Source organism: Pedobacter sp. (assembly GCF_039594775.1).
GTDB lineage: Bacteria > Bacteroidota > Bacteroidia > Sphingobacteriales > Sphingobacteriaceae > Pedobacter.
On sequence record NZ_JBCNMT010000001.1, the window covers coordinates 142,346 to 164,990 of the forward strand.

The following is a 22,645-nucleotide window of genomic DNA, read 5'->3' on the forward strand; positions in this document are numbered from 1 at the left end:
ACATAAGAGAATATAAAGTTTTCAACTTCATTTGGATTTTGCCTCTTAATCTGATTTAATAATGATAATTTTAACGCTTTAAAAAACGACGATGGATCAGCATTTACAACATATTTCCAATGTATTAAACATCAACAGCAAGCAGGTTAAAGCCACCCTAGCACTCTTAGAAGAAGGTGCTTCTGTTCCGTTTATATCCCGTTACCGCAAGGAACTTACTGGTAGTTTGGACGAAGTTCAAATTGCAGCGATTAGAGATTTGGCCCAACAATTAAAAGAGCTTGATAAGCGCAGGGAAGCTATTTTAAAATCGTTAACCGAATTAGGAAAATTAACGCCAGAACTGGAAAAGCATCTAAATGCCGCACAAACACTGACCATTTTAGAGGACATTTATTTACCTCATAAACCTAAACGCAAAACGCGTGCTTCTGTAGCTCGCGAAAAAGGATTAGAGCCACTAGCTTTACGCATACTGGCGCAAAGCAGAATAGATGTGGAAGGAGAAGCCACTACTTATGTAAACAACGAAAAAGGGGTTGGCAATACAGAAGAAGCGCTAGCCGGCGCTAGAGATATTATTGCAGAAATCATCAATGAAGATGCTGATGCACGCACCAAAATGCGCAGGTACTTTGAGCAAAAATCAACTTATAAAAGCACCGTGGCCAAAGGCAAAGAAACCGAAGCCATTAAATATAAGGACTACTTTGAGTGGGAAGAAAATGCTAAAAATGCACCTTCACATCGCGTATTAGCTATGCTAAGAGGAGAAGATGAGGGGCTATTAAAGTTAGATGTACTTCCTCCCGATGAAGAAGCCATTGAACTATTAGCTCGTCAGTTCATCACTGGAAACAACGACGCTAGCAAACAAGTGGAATTAGCCATTTACGACGGCTATAAGCGACTGCTTCGCCCTGCGATGGAAACCGAATTAAGAGCAGCCATTAAACAGAAAGCTGATGAAGAGGCCATTCGAGTTTTCGCAGCCAATGCCAGACAATTGTTAATGGCTGCACCGTTAGGGCAAAAAAACGTAATGGCCATTGACCCAGGCTTTAGAACGGGCTGTAAAGTCGTTTGCTTAGATAGACAAGGAAACTTATTAGAAAACACGACCATCTATCCACATACCGGACAAGGAAATATTAAAGATGCCGAGTGGAAAGTTAATCAACTTTGCGAAAAACATGACGTAGAAGCCATCGCCATAGGAAACGGAACTGCAGGCAGAGAAACAGAAACATTTATCCGCGGATTAAAGCTCGACAAAATAACCCTAGTAATGGTGAATGAAAGTGGTGCATCCATTTATTCAGCTTCGCCGTTGGCAAGAGAAGAGTTTCCCGACCATGATGTAACAGTTCGTGGCGCTGTATCGATTGGCCGACGCTTAATGGACCCTTTGGCTGAACTGGTAAAGATCGATCCCAAATCAATTGGTGTGGGACAATACCAACATGATGTTGACCAAAGCAAATTGCAACAAAGTTTGGATGATACAGTAATGAGCTGTGTGAATGCTGTAGGCGTTGAACTGAATACCGCTTCAAAACAATTATTAGCTTATGTTTCGGGTTTAGGCGAAAGTTTAGCGCAGAACATTGTCAACTATCGCAGTAAAAATGGTGCGTTTAAAAACCGTGAAAGCTTGAAAAAAGTTCCTCGTTTGGGAGATAAAGCATTTGAACAAGCCGCTGGCTTTTTACGCATCCGTAATGCCGAGCAACCTTTAGATAGTAGCGGTGTTCACCCTGAACGCTATGAATTGGTAGGCAAAATGGCTGCTGACCTAGGTGTTTCCATAGAAAAGTTAATTGCCGACACTAACCTCCAAAAACAAATCAGCCTACAAAAATACGTAAGTACAGAAGTAGGGTTACCTACCTTGCAAGACATCCTTAAAGAACTGGCCAAACCTGGACGTGACCCTCGCGAACAATTTGAAGCATTTAGTTTTGCCGATGGCGTAAACAGCATTGCAGATTTGAGAAAAGGAATGAAACTAAAAGGAATAGTAACCAACATTACCAATTTTGGCGCCTTTGTAGACATAGGTGTTCATCAAGATGGTTTGGTGCATACCAGCCAATTAGCCAATAGATTTGTTGCCAATCCTAATGAAGTGGTAAAGGTGAGCCAAGTAGTTGAGGTTACCGTGACGGAGGTGGATGTAGAGCGCAAGCGAATTTCTTTGTCGATGAAGGAGGAGGTTAACAGGAGTAGAGAACAAGGGACAAAGAGCAGGGAAGTAAGCCAGAAAGAGAATAGGTATAAAGGTGACCATCAAAAACATAGCGACCAACATCGAAAACCGTTTAACCAAAACCAGCCTAGAAAAGAAAAAGAAGTTGACGGTGACTTGCAAGAAAAGCTGGCCAAATTAAAAGGATTGTTTAAATAGCACAAGTCCTTTTCGATAGATAAATGTTAAATTTTTAGTCATTTATGTTAAATAACAGACTGACAGACAAAACAATAAACCTAAACTAAAAAACTTGTTTATATTTATGTGTCGATGATTTAACCATCAACGCTCTATCAATCACATAACTAAATGAACATGAAAAAAACAGGGTTATTTTTATCATTTGCCACAGCAATACTGTTCTCGCTGGCCGGCTGTAAATCTAAAGAAGAAAAAGAAGTTCCTGCGCCATTATTGGAGATGACCACCTTTTTCAAAAATGGCGAAAAGAGTTCTTTCAAAATATCTCCCGATGGCAATTATTTTAGCTATCGTGCCGATTATAAGGGCAAAATGAACATTTTTGTCCAAAAAGCTAATGACTCTACAGCAGTCAGAGTAACCAATGACACTTTAAGGAGTATTGGTGGATACTTTTGGAAAGGCGACAGAATAGTTTATACACAAGATATTGGTGGTGACGAAAACTTCCAATTATTTTCTGTTAAAGCTGATGGAACAAACCTAAAAGCCTTAACTCCTTTTCCGGGAGTAAGAACAGACATTATTGATGGCCTTACTGATATTCCAGGAAAAGAGAAAGAACTCATTGTAGGCATCAACAAACGAGTTAAAGAATACTTCGACCCCTACACCCTCAATATTGAAACTGGAGCTTTAACCTTGCTATATGACAATAAGGAGAACTACGATGGCTGGATCACAGATAACACAGGAGCCATTCGTCTTGCGTCAAAAACTGATGGCGTAAATGTTACATGGAACTATCGCAGCGGCGATAAAGGTGGCTTTACTCCTTTAATCACCACACCTTTTACAGAAAGTTTCTCACCAGCTTCTTTTGACAAGGACAATAAGAACATTTATGTTCTTAGCAATATAGGCAGAGATAAAAGCATTTTAGTAGAGTATGACCCTATTTCAAAAAAAGAAGTAAAGGAAATATTCGGTGATAGAGACAATGACCTTTCGAGCATTTTTTACGACAGAAAAAAACAAGTATTGGTAAGTGCTAGCTGGGAAGCCGAAAAAGAGAAAAAGCACTTCTTTGATAAAGAATGGGAAGAGATACAAAAAGGTCTAGACAGCAAGTTTGAAGGTTATTTAACCGACGTAATCAGTTACAACGACGCTAGAACAAAAGCCATTGTATGGGTAGGCAATGATAGACTTCCGGTAAAATATTACTTGTACGATTTTGCTTCTAAAGAATCTAAAGAGGTGGCCAATCCATTACCGTGGATCAACGAAAAACAAATGAGCCATATGAAACCCATCGTCTATAAATCTAGAGATGGATTGGACATACATGGTTATCTGACGCTTCCGTTAGGTATAGAAGCTAAAAATTTACCAGTAGTGATTAACCCCCACGGTGGCCCATGGGCAAGAGATAGCTGGGGTTTTAATCCAGAAGTACAGTTCTTAGCCAACAGGGGCTATGCTGTATTACAAATGAACTTTAGAGGTAGCACAGGTTACGGCAGAAAATTCTGGGAAGCATCATTTAAGGAATGGGGCAAGAAAATGCAGGACGATATTACCGACGGCGTGGAGTATCTGAAGAAAGAAGGTATTGCAGACCCTAAACGGATTGCCATTTATGGCGCAAGTTATGGAGGTTACGCTACACTTGCAGGCGTTGCGTTTACTCCTGATTTATATGCCGCAGCGGTAGATTATGTGGGCGTAAGCAACATGTTTACTTTCATGAACACCATTCCACCTTATTGGAAACCATACTTAAACATGTTCCACGAAATGGTGGGCAATCCTAAAAAAGACAGCATTTTACTTGCCCAAGTTTCGCCAGCCTTGCATGCCGACAAAATAAAAACACCATTATTTGTAGCTCAGGGCGCTAATGACCCTAGGGTAAACAAAGCAGAAAGCGACCAAATGGTAGCTGCACTAAAAGCAAAAGGCGTTGATGTAGAATATATGGTTAAAAATGATGAAGGACATGGTTTCCACAACCAGAACAATCAATATGATTTTTATGGCGCCATGGAAAAATTCCTCGACAAACACTTAAAACAGAAAAAATAAAAAGTTAGCAGTGTCCAAAAAGCAACCATAGCCTTTTGGACACTCTTTTACAACGAAGCGGTTTTCATCCACTCAAACCAATCCTCAACTTCAAAAGTGTAAGCTAACCTATCTGCTACATTAACCGAATTGATTTCCTTCCAAGCCAACAATTCATCTTTAAAAATTGGCTTTTCCATTCCAGAAACTTCGCACAGTTTCGTATAAAATTCATTCCTTGTAGGATGTTGAGGCACCACAGCATGATAAATTGCTCCAAAAGCTTGCTTGTTTAACAATTGCAGGCAAATACCAATACAATCGGCTAAAGCAATCAAATTAACAGGAGCTTTTCCGTTAGGTACCTCCTTTCGCCCTGCGAAAAATTTAGCCAAATTTCGGCCTGGACCAATTAACCCGGCAAAGCGGATAATAGTTGTGACAAATTGAGTATTTTGACTAAATACTTTTTCTGCAGCTAACAATGCTTTACCTGCTTTCGTATCCGGTTGGGGGGTAGTTTCTTCATTTACTTCAAAATTTCCATCTTCAAAAATACCAGTAGAACTGATGAAAACTAACTGTTTCACTTTTCCCTCTGCAGCTTTAGCTATTGCCTTTAATTTTTCAGGATAGGCTGAAGCATCTTCAGATTTAGCTCGTGGGGGTACATTCACAAACAGTACATTTACCTTAAAAAACTCAGTAGGCAGCTCACTTGTATCATTCAAATTAATTTGATAGGGTTCAATGCCCAGTTCTTCCAATACTTGTAACTTATCCGTACTGGTGGTTGAACCTTTAACGGCATAACCCAATTGCACCAAAACCTTGGCAAAAGGTAAACCGAACCACCCACACCCTAAAATTCCGACTGTTGTATTTTCCATTTGTTTGCAAAATAACATAATTCTAAGCAGCCATAATCATGAAAGATTTATTCTGTAATTTTAACCCGCAACTCAACAAAATATAAAAAAGATGAAATCATCAATTAAACTCGTTTTAGTACTTTTTGTACTGGTTGTTTTGGGCGAAAACCTTAAGGCCCAAGGCTTAAAAATGCCTCAACCAAGCACCCCGCAAACCATTTCACAAGATTTTGGCTTAGGCAAGATCAATGTAAGTTACTCTCGCCCAAATGTTAAAGGACGTAAAATATTTGGCGCATTAGAACCGTATGATAAAGTTTGGCGTACTGGAGCAAACTCTGCTACGGTAGTTAAATTTACCGATGCTATTAAAGTAGAAGGTAAAGACTTGCCTGCCGGTGAGTATGCTTTGTTTACCATCCCAGGAAAAACAGAGTGGACCATTATTTTTAACAAAGGTGTTAAGGAATGGGGCGCCTATACTTATAGCGAAGCTAATGATGTTTTACGTGTGAAAGTAAAACCCGTTGCTTTAAAAGATAAAGTAGAAACCTTCACCATCCAGTTTGCTAACGTTTACGATACTTCTGCACAAATGCAATTATCGTGGGAAAACACCTTGGTGAACATTAACCTCACTACCTCTGTTGACGAAAGAGTGATGGCCAGTATTGCAGAAGCGATGAAAGGCGACAAAAAACCTTACTTCCAATCGGCAATTTACTACTACAGCAACGGCAAAGATTTAAAAACTGCCTTGGAGTGGATGAACGAAGCTGAAAAACAAATGACCGATGCTCCTTGGGTAAAACTTTGGAAAGGCAGAGTACAATTGAAAATGGGCGACAAAGCCGGTGCAGCCAAAAGCGCAAAAGAAGGTATCGAAATCGCTACTAAAATCAAAAATGACGAATACATCCGTTTAAATACCCAATTATTGGGAGAAACGAAAAAGTAGTTCACACTTTGAAATCATTCAAAAGGCTTCCAAATTGGGGGCCTTTTTTTGTAAAAGCAATTTACCAAAGCATTTGAACTGGTCCAACTTTGTCTTTTGTTTAGGCTTTTCTGGCATCCAGAGCTTGTCGAAGGATATATTTACCAAAAACTTTACGCTCTTAGCGTAACTTCTTTCTTCTTAGCGGTTAAATTCTACGCAAAGAGATTTAAAGTGCTTTAAGATTGCTTCGCAGAGCTCGCAATGACGAGAAAGCAAGTATATCTAATTAACCTTTTATTTCTATTTCAGCCACTTTTTCTTTGATGAACATTTGTAGCAAGTAAGCAATAACTACTACAGCCAAGCATCCTATTACATTCAGCCATAAATAGGCTACCACTTCCTTAAATCCTAAAACACATACGATTAGTTCCGCTAAAATAGCAGCATAAAAAACTGCCTTGCTCCCTACATTTTTCAGATAAAAAGCTACTAAAAATACGCCCAAAATAGTGCCGTAAATAAAGGAACCCAAAATATTCACAGCTTCTATCAGATTACCAATCTTACTAGTAAACAACGCCATGATGATACATACCACACCCCACAAAATAGTTGCCCATCTAGAAGCGTTTACATATTGTCCGTCGTTACCACTTTTATTAATTAAACGCTTGTAAATATCCACCACTGTGGTAGAAGCCAAAGAGTTTAAAGCACTGGCTGTTGAGCCCATAGAGGCCAAGAAAATAATCGCAATCAGCAAACCAATCAATCCTTTTGGAAGATATTCGGTTACAAAACTTAAAAAGATATAATTATTATCATTCGTCGACGCATCTGCATCATTCTTTAACATTAAAGCTTTCAAATCTTCCCTAATGGTTTTGCCTTCTTCATCATACTGTTTTACCAAGGTACGTTGTTGATCAATCAGAGACTGATTATGGGCAGACAAGGCAGCATCCAATTTCTCTACCTCTTGTTTCTTCTTCTCAAATAACTGATCATGTTTTAACTGAATATTCTCCAGCTCAGCCTTATGTTCGCTGCTCTTTAGTTTATTTAACTCGTAACTATTAAAAAACACTGGAGCCTTGTTGTATTGGTAAAAGGTAAATACCAAAACGCCAATCAGTAATATCAAAAACTGCATTGGAATTTTAACTAATCCGTTCATCAATAAACCTAATCGGCTTTGCCCTACTGAAGAACCCGTTAGATACCTTCCCACCTGGCTTTGGTCAGTGCCAAAATAAGATAACTGTAAAAAGAAGCCTCCAATGATCCCGCTCCAAACGTTGTAAGGATTGGTCCAGCTAAAATCAAAATCAATGGCATTAGTGCGGCCCATTTTCCCAGCGATATCAATAGCCTTACCAAAACCTACGCTTTCAGGTAATAGATGTACTACCATCACTCCCGCAGCAAACAAACCGCAAAAGATGATGGTCATTTGTAGGAGCTGTGTATATGAGACAGCTTTTGTTCCACCGAAAACAGTATAAAAAATCACTAAACCGCCCATAAACAACGTGGTATAGGTGACATTAATATTTAAAATCGTAGAAAGAATAATAGCTGGAGCATAAATGGTGATTCCAGTAGATAATCCGCGTTGTATCAGAAACAGAAATGCCGTAAGCGCCCTGGTTTTAAAATCAAAGCGCTGCTCTAAAAATTCATAAGCAGTATATACTTTCAACCTGTGAAAAATAGGCACAAAAGTGATACACAACACAATCATGGCTAAGGGCAAGCCAAAATAGAACTGCACAAAACTCATCCCCGAGGAATAAGCTAAACCTGGTGCAGATAAAAAAGTAATGGCACTGGCTTGAGTGGCCATCACCGAAAGGCAAACCGTATACCACGGCATGCTTTGACCGCCTAACAAATAGGCATCCATGCTTCGAGTACCGCGACTCTTATAAACGCCATAACCTACAATTCCCAATAGGGTAATGAGCAAAACGGCCCAATCTAAATTACTCATTGGAAATATTTAGTAAAAGCGTAAAACAAAGCAATGAGTAGTACCAACCAAAATAGCAATAGGTAATAAAACTGTTTCCAGCTTTTTACAAATGGGGGTAGTTCGTTTTGGTCTTCTTGCATAATTATTTTTTTGTGGTAACTGTTGCTTTAAATAAGGCGTCATTTCGAACGCATGTGAGAAATCTAACCCTGAGATTCTTCGTTTTGCTTAGAATGACAAATCCCCTAGGGCTTCGCCAATAAATTCGCAAATAAACGATAGGCTCCTGAAACACCCGCAGGCAATTGTCTAAAAAACGATAAAGAAGTATAAACGAACTTGCCTTTGCCATAGTCTGCAATCAAAAGCGAGCCATCACTGGCTGCTTCGTCTGTATCGTTCATCCTTAAAACAGTTTCATATTTAGGGTCAATGTCTTCCGCAAAATAAAGTCCTCTTTCCTGCACCCAGCCCTCAAAATCTTTACTGGTAATTTTATTAGGATAATTAAGGGCAGCATGGGCAGGTTTGGTAAAGGTAATTACCGCATCTTCCTCGGTCACTCGCTTATTCACCAACCTAAAAGGATATGGTCCAAAAGTGTTCGATTTCAACCCGTTGTTCACGTTGTATTGTTCTAACAAAACCCCACCATTTTTTACATATTCCATCAACTTCGAGTGAATGTTTTTCGCCTCTTCGTTTACGTTAAAAAATCTCACACCAGTAACAATCGCATCGTATCCAGAAAGGTCATTTAACAACACCTGCGAAGGGCTCAAATGCACTACCTGATAGCCCACTTGCTGTAAGGCATTGGCCACTAAATCTCCCGCTCCATCAATATAAGCAATGCGTTTTCCCGCAATTTTTAAATCAGCTACTTCCAATTTGGCGGTAGCTTCCGGGAACAGGTTGATATTAGGGATATGGTCGTAACGAATGGTTCTAAAACCTTTGCTTTCCGTTTGCCCATTGGTTTTAACCTGTAAACGAAGTGTTGCTGAAGTTGACCCCGCACTTGGCGTAATCTGAAACATTGCTAACTGCGCATCGCCTTTTTGGGAAAATTTAAAGTCAATCTTTTCAGGACTGGCTTTCCATCCGCTAGGTAAAATCGGGATCAGCTCTCCACTCACGTTTTTGGTAAAGGCTTTCAAATTTACCTCAATATTTTTTGGCTGTTGGTTCACAAATAAATAGGCCTGATCGCTCAAGCTAGCCGTTACTTGTGGTGCGATGACTAATGGTTGGTAAAGTTCTCCTTTTATGGGATCGGTCGATTTGTATAGAATAGGTAAATTAAGCTCGATCGGTTCATCATTGATGCTAAATATCGCCTTTACCCTCAAGCTTGAAGGATTTTCGGGATAACCAATTTCCTCCTGTCTATCTATCACATAGTAACCAATAGGATGTTCTTTTTTGAGATAGTAAGGCTGGGTAATATCTGATGGGTTGGCTTTGATGCCATATTTGGTAGATGACAAACGGTTTTCCTGCAAATCAATCCTTTTACCATTCAACATAGTCTGTACTTTTAATGGCCCAGAAGCTCTATAAATAGCATTTATCGTAACCGCGATAGAATCGCCCACGGCATAATTTGCTTCTGGAACCACTGCTTCCGCCCATAAACCTGCACAAGCGGCAATCATTTCGTCTAACAATGGTTGGTTAAAGCCTGGCTCTTTAGCCGCCAACTTTTTCAGTTTCAGCAAATCTGGTAAAGATGCCGCTGGTTGACTAATTTGATATTGCTGCTGGATTTTTGCTAAAAGATTAATGATTTCCTTATTACCCACAGTGATATTAATGCCATCAAATAATGAAGTTTTTGCGGGTTCTCCTGCAGTATGGTTAAAAAACTCAAAGGCTTCGCCACGCTGCAATGCCGAACCAAAGCCTTGGCTTTTATGATTGGTACGACTAATGGCTGCGATTTCACCATAGTTTCTTCCCAAAAGAGGATTGTAAACCCCCACATTGATCTTCAATTGATCTGGGGCAGTGGTATTGTTTCCACCAAAATTGTAGGTATTCCACAAAATACGTTTTGCTTGCCACGTAGTTACACCTTTTTTCAATTGCTCAGGGAACTGTTTTGAATCGGCGGCGGCTACAAAAGCCTCTCTAGCTATAATTGCAGAAGCTGCATGATGGCCATGACCAGCTCTCGCATCTTCAGGGAAACGGGTAATAATCACATCTGGCCTAAACTTTCTAATGATCCAAACTGCATCTGCCAAAATCTGCTCCTTACCCCAAATCTTAAAAGTCTCTGCCGAAGTTTTAGAAAAGCCAAAATCATTTGCACGACTAAAGAATTGTTCAGCTCCGTCAACTCTTCGAGCGGCTAATAGTTCTTGTGTTCTAATTTGGCCTAAAAGTTCAGCTTGTTCATTTCCAATGAGGTTTTGCCCTCCGTCGCCTCTGGTCAATGACAGATAAGCTGTTCTAACTTTAGCTTCTTTGGCTAGGTAGGCCAGCAATCTAGTATTTTCATCATCGGGGTGGGCTGCGATATAAAGTACGCTACCTTTTACGGACAGGCTAGCAATGCCTTGCGCTATTTCAGCAGCGTTGAGCGTGCTAGGCTGTTGCATTTGCGCTTTTAGAAAGCATGGCAGTAGCATAGCAGCAAGAAAAAATCTCTTGACGTTCATTCTGTATTGGTTGTATGGCTAAAATAGTTAAATTTTGCTAAAGCCTTCTGAAATGGAACACTGTTTGCATAACTTATATCATATTTTTACAAGCCGCAGATGGACAAATATTTTTATTCAAATAGTAGGTTTAACCTCTAAAGAATTAAAACATCTATGCACTTGCGACTATTTTAAACTACACACAGATGAAAAATTTAGTTTTAGCTTGCCTTATCGTTTTAAGTTTGGGTTCATGCGGCATCAACAAACAAGCCCAACAAATCAAGGCCCTTGAAAAATGCGATTACCGCATTACCGATGCTACCGATATTACCATTGCAGGAACCGATGTTAGAAAGCTGATGGATGGCGGATCCGTAAATACACTTAGCATCCCGGGCATTGCCTTGGGGATGCTCAGAAAAGACATACCGTTAAGAGCAAAACTCAATCTAGAAATCAGCAACCCATCTAATGCTTTGGCGGCCATTAATAATTTCGATTATATTGTTTTAATTAATCGTCAAGAAGTTTTCAATGGTTCGGTTAACCAAAGCGTTAATATTGGCGCCGGACAAACCACCCGGGTTCCCGTACAAGTAAATGCCAACATCTATCAGTTTTTAACCGACAATAAAATGCTAACCGACATAGGTACATTTATTGGGGGAGCTACCAACGGATCGGAGAAAAAAGGCTTAGTGACCCTAAAAATCAGACCTTCCATTAAAGTTGGGGGCGGACTGGTAAAATATCCGGGCTACATTACCATAGACAAAGAGGTAAGCAGTAAGATTTTGTTATAAATTGACTATCAATAAAAATTTCTTCATTTACATCTGTTTGAGGATCAGCGCCAATTTGGCTTTTGTATCCAATTTGAAAACTGGTTTATGAATTTGATGCAACATTATGTTTTTTGTTGCGTCTATTCATAAACCTTAACAAATGAAGAAAACCATACTTTTATTTATGCTTATTGTCAGTTTTCAACTGTCCTTTGCCCAAAAAGGTAGTGTAACTGGTACACTATTAGATAGCTTAAACAAAAAGACTACGCTCAACTTCGCTACCATTTCTATTTTTAAGGGTGCCGACACAGTATTGCACTCCTATAAACTTTCAGATGACAAGGGAGTTTTTAAAATCAACAACCTTGAAATTGGCACCAGATACCGTTTGGTTATCAACGCATGGATGTATAATATCCATCGTCAGGAAGTCACTCTAACCGCAACCCAGCCTAATCTAAACTTGGGCAATATTTATCTTACCGAAAAAACGAACAATCTCAACGAGGTGGTCATCCAATCTGAAAGACCTCCCATTGTAGTAAGAAAAGATACCATTGAATTTAATGCCGAGTCTTTTAAAACACTACCTAGTGCAGTAGTAGAAGACTTACTAAAAAAGCTGCCTGGCGTATCCATAGATGGCGAAGGTGGCATCATGGTGAATGGCAAATCAGTAAGTAAAATATTGGTAGATGGCAAAGAGTTCTTTGGTGGAGACCAACAAATTGCAACTAAAAACCTTCCAGCCAATATTATCGATAAAGTTCAATTAACGGATGATCCAGAGGCCAAACGTAGAGATCCGGATATTGTTGCCGGCAACGTCCCACAAATTATTAATCTTAAACTCAAAAAAGCCATCAAAAGTGGTGCATTTGGAAAGTTTTATGCAGGTGGGGGACCTAATAAACTTTATGAAGCTGGCGGTATCATGAACTTTTTTAGAGATACTACTCAAGTAAGTGTTTTAGGCTATGGCAACAATGCCAATAAACCCGGCTTCAGTATCGGCGATGTGATGCGCATTGGTGGTTTTTCTAGATCAGGGGTTAATTCAACCATGATCAATTCCGATGGTGGATTTTCACTCAATGGCATCTCCTTTGGCGGAGCCATGAACGGCGGTGTGCAAACCTCCTCTGGAGCTGGCGCCAACTTTAATACGCTTACCAAGAAAGGGACAAAAATCAATGCAAAATATTTCTTGGGCTATTCCAAAACATTTAGTGAGCAAAGTACAGATGTAAAGCAAAATCTAGGGGAGGAGTTTTTATACACCCAATCACTATCTACTCAAAATAATAGAAATTATAGTCACAACATTGGCGCTAGAATTGAAGCCAAATTAGACAGTCTTACCAAACTAACTGTAGAGCCAGCAGTTTCCATCGGATTACCTAAAAACATGGGGGACTTAAACACTTCTAGTTTTAATACCAATCGTGATTTGATCAACGATGGTAAAAATGCATCCCGATTAAATGGAAGAAATACAGATTATGGTCTTTCTGCTAGTCTTTGGAAAGATTTTAAAAAAGTTGGTCGTTCGCTAAATATCTCCGTTAATGTTTCTCAGAGAAAAAATCTCAGCGACAATTACAACCTTATCCTTAGCAATTTCTATAATCCTAACTCTCTGGTGTCATTTGATCAATGGAGAGACAACGACATTAACAACTTTAACATCAACCTAAATGTAAATTACAGCGAGCCAATCAGTAAATCACTAAGTCTGAATATTGCCAGCAGCAGTAACTACATAGATAATGAGAATGCACTTGCCACTTTTGTACGCAATTCAGCTAACCAACCCTATGACATTGCCGTACCTGATCAAACGGAAACCGTGATGCAAAGCGGCTATAAAACCAACAATAGAGTTAGCTTACGTTGGAAAATAAATAAAGACTTGAACATACAACCCGGCTTTGTTTTTAATACCATTGACCTAGAAAATGAATTCACCAAACATCCGAATTTCGGGCAGCATTTTACTTTTTTTGCACCTCAATTAACTGTAAGGTATAAAAGTCTTAATTTAAGCTATTCCCCTTCATTTAGAGAAGCCGATGTACGTTACCTACAACCAGTAACCAACAACACCAACAATCTTTTCGAGCAAAAAGGTAATCCAAACTTAAGGCCTTCAAGAACCCATCAAGTCAACTTAAACCTTTATAAATACGATACGCAAAGAACCCTTAGTTATAATGTTTATTTGGGCGGAAGTGTACAAAACGATGGAGTGATTATGGAAAGGGTAGTTTTTGACCAAAACTCTAGTACACCCGGAAAACAAGTTACCACACCAGTCAACCAAGATGGCATATGGCAATTCCACAGCAATGGTAATATTTCCAAAGATTTTAAAGGCACTAGAAAACAATTCACTATTAGTGCCGGATATTGGGGCAACTATAACAAAAGTTATGTAATTGTAAATGGCGTAAGGAGCGAAAGTAAATTAATTAACGGGGGACCAAGAATTGGCGGAAGAATCAATTTAAACGACAAATTTGAGCTTGGTGAAACTTACAATTTTGGTTTCAATAACAGTTATTACACTGATAAATTCTATAACAATCTAAATTATTACAATCACGGTAGCGATACAGAATTGATTCTTCGTTGGCCGAAAAAAGTAGTATGGGAAACCAATTATCGTTGGCAATACAATACCCAATCGCTTACAGGTGTAGATAATAAAATTGCATTTTGGAATGCTGCCGTTACCTTCCTTTTCTTAAAAAATGACCGACTACAATTGAAATGTAGTTTCAACGATATTTTAAATACCAATAACAGACGATATGTGTATATCACGGAAAATACCGCTAGGGACATGCGTGTGAACAATATTGGTAAACACGGACTCTTTACCCTCACTTACAACATCCAAAACTTTGGTGGCAAAGTTGGCGGTAAAGAGACCTTATTTAGGTTCTAATAATAGTTAATTAAAAGCAGTAAGGCCGTGGATGCGGCCTTTGCTTTTTTCCTGACTCCTTATCTGAAAATAAACGCTCCGTCTACTATAGGTACTTAAAGCCCTGCTGTCCGCTATTATCTTTTTGCGCCAGGTACACCTGTCATTCCGAGGAACGAGGAATCTGTTTTTGATTGCTTTAACTTGGAGATCCTTCACTAGCGTTCAGGATGACATACAAAAAGGATAACCGCCCCCATCAGGTTTATTGAACAAAAACCTGTGCAAACTACCTAAAAAAAGCCCCACCAAATGGCAGAGCTTTCATTTATATTTTTTCTCCTCTTTCGAGTTTCTCTTTTCTATGTTCTTGCGAAAGGTAGTGTAACAAGGTATTCAGTACTACCGCATTCCAATCGTCATGTAAGCTCACGGCAACTTTCTTCTTTTTATCGTACATGTCTTGAATATGCAAAACTCCTTTATCCAAGAAATACTTGATTTGGCTCCAACCTACTACTGTAGTTTTTATTTTGCCTAGAAACCAAGTTTTATACTGCATCTCGAAACCTTGATAGTTGAATTTTGCCGCTCCCACTTCCAACTTTTCCTGATTATTCAATTTCTCGATAAACTCATTTATCAAATGCTTTTTCACATATTGCCACAAACCAGACATCACATAATAGTAGGTATGATCTTCTTCTAAGAGCTCTTCTACCTTACTGCTTTCAAACTGGACATTTACCGTTTTGCCATCCTTACTTTTTACATCAATACTGTACTTTTTCTTGGTGGGCTTTTTTACAGGGCCTATTAGTGACACCCCATATTTAACCGCAGCCACATCGTTACAGGCAATGCGGGTTTGATTCACCTCGATAGCTTCGGCAGTAATTTTTACTTTTTGTTTTGATGAAGGGATGACGATATCTACGTCAAAGTTGTGGTTTTGCATGGGTTCGAATATACAGATATTTTGTAAATCAAAATATACCTATTCATTATGATTTTCTACAGATCACCAACCCATTTATTCGCATCATTTGAAAAGCGACTGTGCTTGGCTTCACCTATAACTTGTTTATCGTAAATTCCCGTGTGGCCTGAAAGCAAGTACGAAACTACACAGGCAATGGCCACGTAAATACCACACTGGCTTCCAAACAATTCCATGGCCATAACCGTGCACGCCAAAGGCGTATTGGTGGTACCTGCAAAAACTGCTACAAAACCCATCCCCGCTAAAAGCGCAACGGGCAATGGCAATACCATGGATAGCGCACTTCCCAATGTTGCGCCGATAAAAAACAGCGGCGTTACTTCACCCCCTTTAAAACCAGCCGCCAACGTAATTATCGTTAAGCCTATTTTTATGGCAAAATCATATGCTGGCAATTGCTGTTCAAAGGATTCTACAATGATTGGAATACCTAAGCCAATATATTTTGTATTACCCAAAGCCAAAATACATACAATTAGAATCAAGCCGCCAATAAATGGTCTTAGTGGTGGATATTTTACCTTTTTAAATATTCCACCAACAAAACGTAGGCTTTTACTAAACATTGCTGCACATAGCCCAAAGGAAATGCCAGCCAACAAGGCATACATCAAATTTAAAAATGAAATATCTGGAACAGAAGCAATGTGATAAACAGTATGTTTCACCTGCCATAGATGGGTAATTTCGCTAGCCAATATCGCCGCCGCAAAAGCCGGAAAAATAGTGTTATACCTTAGCTTACCTATTAAAAAAAACTCCATGGCAAAAATGGCTCCTGCCAATGGCGTTCCAAACACCGATCCAAATCCCGCCGCCACAGCCGCAATAATTAACGTTCGTCGATCATCTTTGGATAGCTTCAGGGGCTTGGTCAATTGGTCGGCTATTCCTCCGGCCATTTGCAAAGCCGTTCCTTCCCTTCCGGCAGAGCCTCCAAATAAATGAGTGGCAATAGTTCCCAAGTAGATAAATATCGTCATCCGGAAAGGAACTTTTTGTGCTGGCTGATGAATGGTGTCAATCAACAAGTTGTTTCCAGATGCAATATCTTTTCCATAATAATGATACAGTAATCCGATAAATAAACCTGCAATGGGTAAAAAACCAATCAGCCACAGATGCAGTTCCCTTGTTTGTGTAGCCCATTCCAATGATTGCAGGAAAATAGCAGATGCTGTTCCTATTAGCCCGCCAAGCAAAAGGCTAATCAAGGTCCATTTCAATAAATAGGGAATTGCTGGGTATCGTTTAACGAGTAACTTAAAATTTAAGTCGAGTTTTTTTACGAGCGATTTTTGTTTCTTTAATGACATACTTTTCCTGATTAATGTAAATACATTTACAACCAGGCGCCATCAGCTTTTTAGGGCGGTTCAATTAGGAAGACACCATTTCCTTCACACAAATAAACAAAAAATTAGCCACAGATGCACAGATTTTATTTTTCCATTTTTGAAGTGCACCTGTGGCTAAAAACTATAAGCCTAGCCTATGCTTTCTTAAAGTATCTTTTGCAATGTCATAACCTGCATCAGCGTGTCTGATTACGCCCATTGCCGGATCGTTGTGCAATACCCTTTTCAATCGCTTTGCCGCATCTTCAGTGCCATCGGCAACAATCACCATACCCGCATGGATCGAATAACCAATACCTACGCCTCCACCATGATGTAAGGATACCCAACTAGCACCTCCAGCAGTATTGATCAACGCATTTAAAATTGGCCAATCCGCTACGGCATCCGACCCATCCAACATTGCTTCGGTCTCTCTATTTGGAGAAGCTACAGAGCCAGTATCTAAATGGTCGCGACCGATCACAATAGGAGCTTTCACCTTACCTTCAGCTACCAATTGGTTAAATGCAAGCCCAGCTTTTTCTCGCTCACCCTGACCCAGCCAGCAAATACGGGCAGGCAATCCCTGAAAAGCAATACGTTCCTGCGCCATGGTGATCCATTGCTTAAGGCTTTCGTTTTCCGGGAATAGCTCTAAAATCAATTTATCTGTTTCGTAAATATCTTGAGGGTCGCCACTTAATGCTGCCCAACGGAAAGGCCCTTTGCCCTCACAAAACAACGGACGAATATAAGCCGGCACAAACCCTGGGAAATCAAAGGCGTTTTTCACACCCACTTCAAGCGCTCTACCTCTTAGGTTATTTCCGTAATCGAAAGTAATTGCTCCACGTTTTTGCAGTTCTAACATCTGCTCAACGTGTTTGGCCATGGTCGCATAACTACGCTTCACATATTCATCAGGATTATTTTTACGCAGATCAGCAGCCTCAGCAACCGTTACTCCCTCTGGGAAATACCCAATCAAAGGGTCATGTGCCGAAGTTTGGTCGGTTAAAGTGTCAGGAACAATATTTCGGTCAATTAAACGCTGCAGCAATTCCACGGCATTACAAACTACTCCAATAGAAATCGCTTTCTGTTCCTCTTTGTATTGTAACGCCTTATTGATCGCTTCATCAATATCATAAACGATTTCATCAATATATCTTGTTTCCAAACGTTTTTGAATACGCCATTCTTCTACCTCAGCAGCCAAGCAAACGCCTTGATTCATGGTAATGGCCAAAGGTTGTGCCCCACCCATACCCCCTAAACCGGCAGTAACGTTTAGCTTTCCTTTTAGGTTGCTATTGAAATGTTTTCTGGCTAGCGCCGCATAAGTTTCATAGGTACCTTGTACAATGCCCTGTGAGCCTATGTAAATCCAAGAACCAGCGGTCATTTGACCATACATCATCAAACCTTTGTCTTCCAATTCATCAAAATGCTGTTGCGTAGCCCATTTAGGCACCAATTGTGAGTTCGAAATCAATACCCTCGGCGCATCCTTATGTGTAGGCAACACGGCTACAGGCTTTCCAGATTGGACTAACAAGGTCTCGTCTTCCTCCAAATTTTTCAACGCTTTAATGATCAGTTCAAGGGCCTCCATATTTCTAGCGGCTTTGCCCCTTCCGCCATATACAATTAAATCTTCAGGTCTTTCGGCAACTGCTGGATCTAGGTTATTCAACAGCATTCGTAATGCAGCCTCCTGTACCCAACCTTTACAGTTCAAGGTGTTTCCATGAGGTGTTTGACTTATTTTCAGGTTCATATATTTGGTTTTATATTGAAAATTCTGTATCTCAAATGTAGTTACTTTAAAATAGTTTAGCATTTAACTTGAAGCATAATGTTACATTTCTTAAAAAAACATTGCTTAATATTTGCTTAACTTTGTAAAATCATGCAGGCAAGGAAACGTCATTTCTTGAAACAGCTTTTTGCAACGCTTATGTTAGGAGTGTTTGCATTAGCCATTACGCCTTGGAGCGCCCTGCACCATCATGAAGAAAATATCATTGTTAAAGAGAAGCACTGTACACATACGGTACACGTAAAAACTTCTACGGAAACCTGTTTAATCTGTAAAGCTCACTTTGAGAAGAACTTTACTACGAGTTTCCAAAACTTTCTGATCCACTTAAAAAGTAATTACATTAAAAGAACAACGCCTTCAGTAGCGGTTGCTTTTACAGAAATTATTGCTTCGTGTTTACGTGGACCTCCTATCTTTTCATAATCCTACCTATTTCGTAATGCTGTTTATTTATTAGCCATCAAGGCGATGAATTGAAATGGCTTTAATTATCTATTTATTACATCTGGATGGAATACCGTCCTCATTATATTTCGTTTATGAAAAGGTTACCTTTTTTAGTAACTATTATTGCATTATTGCTATCAGTTAGTGCCATGGCAAATACCTTGGCCAGCATTAAGGGAAAAGTAATTGATGCCAGCACACAGGCGCCCTTAGCTGGTGCCACTTTATATATTTCTGATTTAAAAGCTTCAACAAGCACCAATAATAACGGTGAATTTGTATTTAATAATGTACCAACAAAAGGCAAGTTTCTGTTAGAAGTGCGATATTTAGGGTATAAAACTTCGTCCAAAATCATTGACTTGTCCGTACAAGAAGAAATTACTTTTGCGTTAGACCCATCAGTAATTGAAAGTGCGGAAGTGGTGATTACGGGAACTCCTTTTAGTTCCAATAACAAAACCAATAGTTTAGCGGTAGTAACCATGAGCCGTGATAAATTGGCTCAATCTGCCGCTACCAATTTAGTAGATGCTATTGCTAAAATACCAGGCGTTGCACAGGTAACTACTGGTGGTGCTATTTCAAAGCCAACCATTAGGGGTTTAGGCTATAACCGTGTGTTAACCATGGTTGATGGTGCTAGAGAAGAAGGCCAGCAGTGGGGCGATGAACATGGTGTACAAGTAGATCAATTCTCCGCAGCCCGCATAGAAGTACTGAAAGGCCCCGCCAGTTTACTTTATGGTTCTGATGCCTTGGGTGGTGTAATCAACATTATTGATGACCTAGTACCTGCCGAGGGAGATTTTAATGGCAACTTTACTACCAATTACAACACCAATGGCGGCTTAACGGCTTCTTCAATTATGGCGCAAGGCAATACCAACGGCTTTGTTTATCGCGGTAGGGTTTCTTACAAAAATGCCTATGGTTTTGGCTACAAAGGTCATGTGGTTCCAAATGCAGGTTTCAATGAAATCAATACCAGCGCCATGCTGGGACTTAACAAAACTTGGGGCTACACCCACTTAAGCCTATCGAGATTTGCCACCAATATTGGTTTAGTGGAAGAAGGCCCTAATGAAGACGGAAATTACCTAGATGAAGATGGTAATGTGATCAGCAATAGTGATGCCCGCAAAAGATCATTAAACTTGCCTTTCCAAAACATCAACCATTATCGTGCGGCATTAAACAGTAATATCCTGCTTGGTGGAGGACAGTTAAAGTCTACCTTGGCTTTCCAACGCAACATTCGTAAGGAATTTGAGGAAACTAAAGATGAGCCAGGATTAAACCTAGGCCTCAACTCGTACACCTACGACGTAAAATATTCTTTCGCCAATAACGGTAAATGGGAACCAACGATAGGTATTCAGGGAATGTACCAAACCAACAAAAACAGCGGCGAAGAATTTTTAGTGCCCGACTACAACAGTAATAATATTGGTGCTTTTGCCTATTTGAAACGTAATTTTAGTAATGGAGCCATTAATGCAGGCGTACGTTACGACTATAAAAAAATAGATGGTAAAGATTTATTTGAGACACATGACGACCATGAGCATCAAATATTCACGGCCTTTAACAATAGTTTCTCCAACTTTACTGGATCATTGGGTTTTGCCTTTGATATTGCTAAAAATCTTAACCTAAAAGGAAATATAGGTTCTGGATTTAGGGCGCCCAACATTGCGGAACTTGGAGCTAATGGTAAACACGAAGGTACTTTTAGATATGAAATTGGTAACAGTAATTTGAAACAGGAAACCAGTTTACAGTTTGATTTGGGCTTAACCTATAATGCGGAAAATATTACGCTAGGTTTAAATGCTTACAGCAACAAAATTTACGACTACATTTACTTAAGCAATCTGAACAATGAAACCATTGTGAATACCGATCACGATGGCAACACCGAAACCTTGCCAGTTTATCGTTTCCTACAAACCAATGCCAGTTTGGTTGGAGGAGAGGCTTCTGTAGATTTTCACTTGATAAAGGCCTTACATTTTGAAAATACTTTTGCTTATGTGAAAGGTACCAACAAAGCCACCAATTCACCATTACCTTTTATACCTGCAGCAAGCTTAAATAATGAAGTTCGCTTTGAGCCAAACATAAAAGGCTTAAACGATAGTTTTATTAAAGTTGGCCTAACCAACGTTTTTAAGCAAGATAGAATTGATGCCTTTGAAATCGAAACAGATGGCTATACCTTGTTAGATGCTGGCATAGGCACTTCTTTTAAAACCAAAAGAGGTAAATTAAACGTGTGGATTACTGGCCAAAACCTAACCAACAAGCTTTATTACAATCATTTAAGCAGATATAAACTAGCAGGAATTTACAACCCTGGACGTAATGTAAGTTTTGGCATAAGTGTACCATTGTAATACTGCACCAACTTTAATATTGTTATTTCTCTCTACGTTCGAAATGACGAAAAAGCCCTTCCAATTAATTTGGAAGGGCTTTTTTATTTACTTCTCATCAATCCTTCTAAAAAAAATTCTCCAAAAAATTTGGAGATTAAGAATTTAGCACTACTTTAGTGTATTATTTAACTAATACACTAGTATGATAAAAATAGACAATCTAAACTTTAGTTATAGCAAGCATCGTATCCTTTTTAAGAACATTAGCATGCAATTGAGCAATGGTCATATCTATGGGCTATTGGGCAAAAATGGCGCGGGCAAATCCACCTTGTTGAAGAACTTAGCTGGTTTGGTATATGCGCAAAGCGGAAAAATTGATGTTCTTGGCTACAATCCGGCTAAAAGACAGCCCGCATTACTACAACAAATCTGTTTCATTCCTGAAGAATTCCATTTACCTGCCATCAAAATAGATAGCTATGTAAAAGTTAACGCTCCATTTTATCCAGATTTTGACCATCAATATTTTGGAGACTTATTGAAAGAATTTGATATTCCAGTTGGGCAAAAACTGATTGATATGAGCTACGGACAAAAGAAAAAGGTAATTATATCTTTTGGTTTAGCGACCAATGCCAAGTTGGTAATTATGGACGAACCGACTAATGGCTTGGACATTCCGTCAAAAGCACAGTTCCGCAAAATTATGGCTTCTGCCCTAACAGAAGATAGATGCATCATCATTTCTACACATCAAGTACGCGATTTGGACAACCTTATCGATACTGTAATTATGTTGGATGAAAACAAGATTGCCCTAAAGGCTTCAGTAGACGAAATTGCCAGCAAACTTTGTTTCAAACGCATGAAAGAAGTTGATGAAACTGTTATTTATGCTGAACCCTCTTTAGCGGGCTATCATGCGGTTGTGGCAAACTATCATCAAGAAGACAGTAAGCTAGACATGGAATTGCTTTTTAACGCAGTTTTAGCAGAGAAAAACAAATTAAAACCAATTTTTAACTAAAC

General features: G+C 39.4%; 14 protein-coding genes. 8 read left to right on the top strand and 6 right to left on the bottom strand.

Features of this window, described 5'->3' with window-relative positions:
- Positions 1-91 precede the first annotated feature (91 nt).
- Both ABDV71_RS00600 and ABDV71_RS00605 read left to right on the top strand, forming a co-directional pair.
- Positions 92-2,407, top strand: coding sequence for a Tex family protein (locus ABDV71_RS00600; protein WP_343530451.1), 2,316 nt, complete (start codon positions 92-94; stop codon positions 2,405-2,407).
- 159 nt (positions 2,408-2,566) lie between these two features.
- A complete protein-coding gene (locus tag ABDV71_RS00605; protein WP_343530452.1) occupies positions 2,567-4,480 on the top strand; it encodes a prolyl oligopeptidase family serine peptidase in 1,914 nt (637 codons plus the stop codon).
- Between the two features lie 47 nt (positions 4,481-4,527).
- Here the strand turns inward: ABDV71_RS00605 and ABDV71_RS00610 are convergent, their stop codons facing one another.
- On the bottom strand, positions 4,528-5,349 hold the full coding sequence (locus tag ABDV71_RS00610) for an NAD(P)H-binding protein (RefSeq protein WP_343530453.1): 822 nt from the start codon (positions 5,347-5,349) through the stop codon (positions 4,528-4,530).
- 91 nt (positions 5,350-5,440) lie between these two features.
- Here ABDV71_RS00610 and ABDV71_RS00615 point away from each other — a divergent pair, with 91 nt between their 5' ends.
- Complete coding sequence (locus ABDV71_RS00615) at positions 5,441-6,289, top strand: DUF2911 domain-containing protein (protein WP_343530454.1); 849 nt, start codon at positions 5,441-5,443, stop codon at positions 6,287-6,289.
- A 268-nt stretch (positions 6,290-6,557) separates the two neighbouring features.
- On the opposite strand, the gene ABDV71_RS00620 is transcribed toward ABDV71_RS00615, so the two are convergent.
- Positions 6,558-8,267, bottom strand: a complete 1,710-nt coding sequence (locus ABDV71_RS00620; RefSeq protein WP_343530455.1) for a sodium:solute symporter — start codon at positions 8,265-8,267, stop codon at positions 6,558-6,560.
- Positions 8,268-8,494: 227 nt separating this feature from the next.
- A complete protein-coding gene (locus tag ABDV71_RS00625) occupies positions 8,495-10,855 on the bottom strand; it encodes a PIG-L family deacetylase (RefSeq protein WP_343530456.1) in 2,361 nt (786 codons plus the stop codon).
- A gap of 248 nt (positions 10,856-11,103) precedes the next feature.
- On the opposite strand from ABDV71_RS00625, the gene ABDV71_RS00630 reads away from it, so the two are divergent.
- Complete coding sequence (locus tag ABDV71_RS00630) at positions 11,104-11,703, top strand: hypothetical protein (protein ID WP_343530457.1); 600 nt, start codon at positions 11,104-11,106, stop codon at positions 11,701-11,703.
- Between the two features lie 142 nt (positions 11,704-11,845).
- Positions 11,846-14,638 (top strand): outer membrane beta-barrel protein, encoded by a 2,793-nt coding sequence (locus ABDV71_RS00635; protein ID WP_343530458.1) that lies wholly within the window; start codon positions 11,846-11,848, stop codon positions 14,636-14,638.
- A 307-nt stretch (positions 14,639-14,945) separates the two neighbouring features.
- Here ABDV71_RS00635 and ABDV71_RS00640 read toward each other — a convergent pair whose 3' ends face one another.
- From ABDV71_RS00640 to hutU, 3 genes are all read right to left on the bottom strand, one after another.
- On the bottom strand, positions 14,946-15,575 hold the full coding sequence (locus tag ABDV71_RS00640; RefSeq protein ID WP_343530459.1) for a hypothetical protein: 630 nt from the start codon (positions 15,573-15,575) through the stop codon (positions 14,946-14,948).
- 56 nt (positions 15,576-15,631) lie between these two features.
- A complete protein-coding gene (locus ABDV71_RS00645) occupies positions 15,632-16,936 on the bottom strand; it encodes a voltage-gated chloride channel family protein (RefSeq protein ID WP_343530460.1) in 1,305 nt (434 codons plus the stop codon).
- A gap of 163 nt (positions 16,937-17,099) precedes the next feature.
- Complete coding sequence (hutU, locus tag ABDV71_RS00650; protein ID WP_343530461.1) at positions 17,100-18,740, bottom strand: urocanate hydratase; 1,641 nt, start codon at positions 18,738-18,740, stop codon at positions 17,100-17,102.
- Between the two features lie 132 nt (positions 18,741-18,872).
- Between hutU and ABDV71_RS00655 the strand changes: the two genes are divergently transcribed.
- From ABDV71_RS00655 to ABDV71_RS00665, 3 genes are all read left to right on the top strand, one after another.
- The gene (locus ABDV71_RS00655; RefSeq protein WP_343530462.1) at positions 18,873-19,208 is read left to right on the top strand and encodes a hypothetical protein; all 336 of its coding nucleotides are present in this window, start codon (positions 18,873-18,875) and stop codon (positions 19,206-19,208) included.
- Between the two features lie 116 nt (positions 19,209-19,324).
- Complete coding sequence (locus ABDV71_RS00660) at positions 19,325-21,631, top strand: TonB-dependent receptor (protein WP_343530463.1); 2,307 nt, start codon at positions 19,325-19,327, stop codon at positions 21,629-21,631.
- Positions 21,632-21,815: 184 nt separating this feature from the next.
- Entirely contained in the window at positions 21,816-22,643 is an 828-nt protein-coding gene (locus ABDV71_RS00665; protein WP_343530464.1) for an ABC transporter ATP-binding protein, read from the top strand.
- The last annotated feature ends 2 nt before the right edge of the window (positions 22,644-22,645 follow it).